The following is a 219-nucleotide window of genomic DNA, read 5'->3' on the forward strand; positions in this document are numbered from 1 at the left end:
AGTATTGGATATTATCCAGGAAGAATTGATGGTCGATTTGGTTCTGTAACTGATCGAGCAGTAAGGCAATATCAAAGAGATCGTGGGCTTTTTGTAGATGGACGTGTCGGTTCAAAAACTTGGTGCCAGCTTGAGAAAGATGGTTTTAGGTAAAAGGATTTTGATGGGTGTGTTTTAAAGTTTATATATTATTTTAAGAGCCTTATTTATAGGCTCTTT

Annotated in this window: 1 protein-coding gene; it reads left to right on the forward strand. The window is 36.1% G+C overall.

Annotation, left to right across the window (positions count from 1 at the left end; translation table 11 throughout):
• Nucleotides 1–3: 3 nt before the first annotated feature.
• Nucleotides 4–153, forward strand: coding sequence for a peptidoglycan-binding domain-containing protein (locus tag MR143_RS32895; RefSeq protein WP_308218780.1), 150 nt, complete (start codon nt 4–6; stop codon nt 151–153).
• Nucleotides 154–219: the final 66 nt, after the last annotated feature.

The sequence above is a fragment of the Bacillus cereus group sp. BfR-BA-01347 genome, assembly GCF_022663835.1.
Lineage (GTDB): Bacteria > Bacillota > Bacilli > Bacillales > Bacillaceae_G > Bacillus_A > Bacillus_A thuringiensis_K.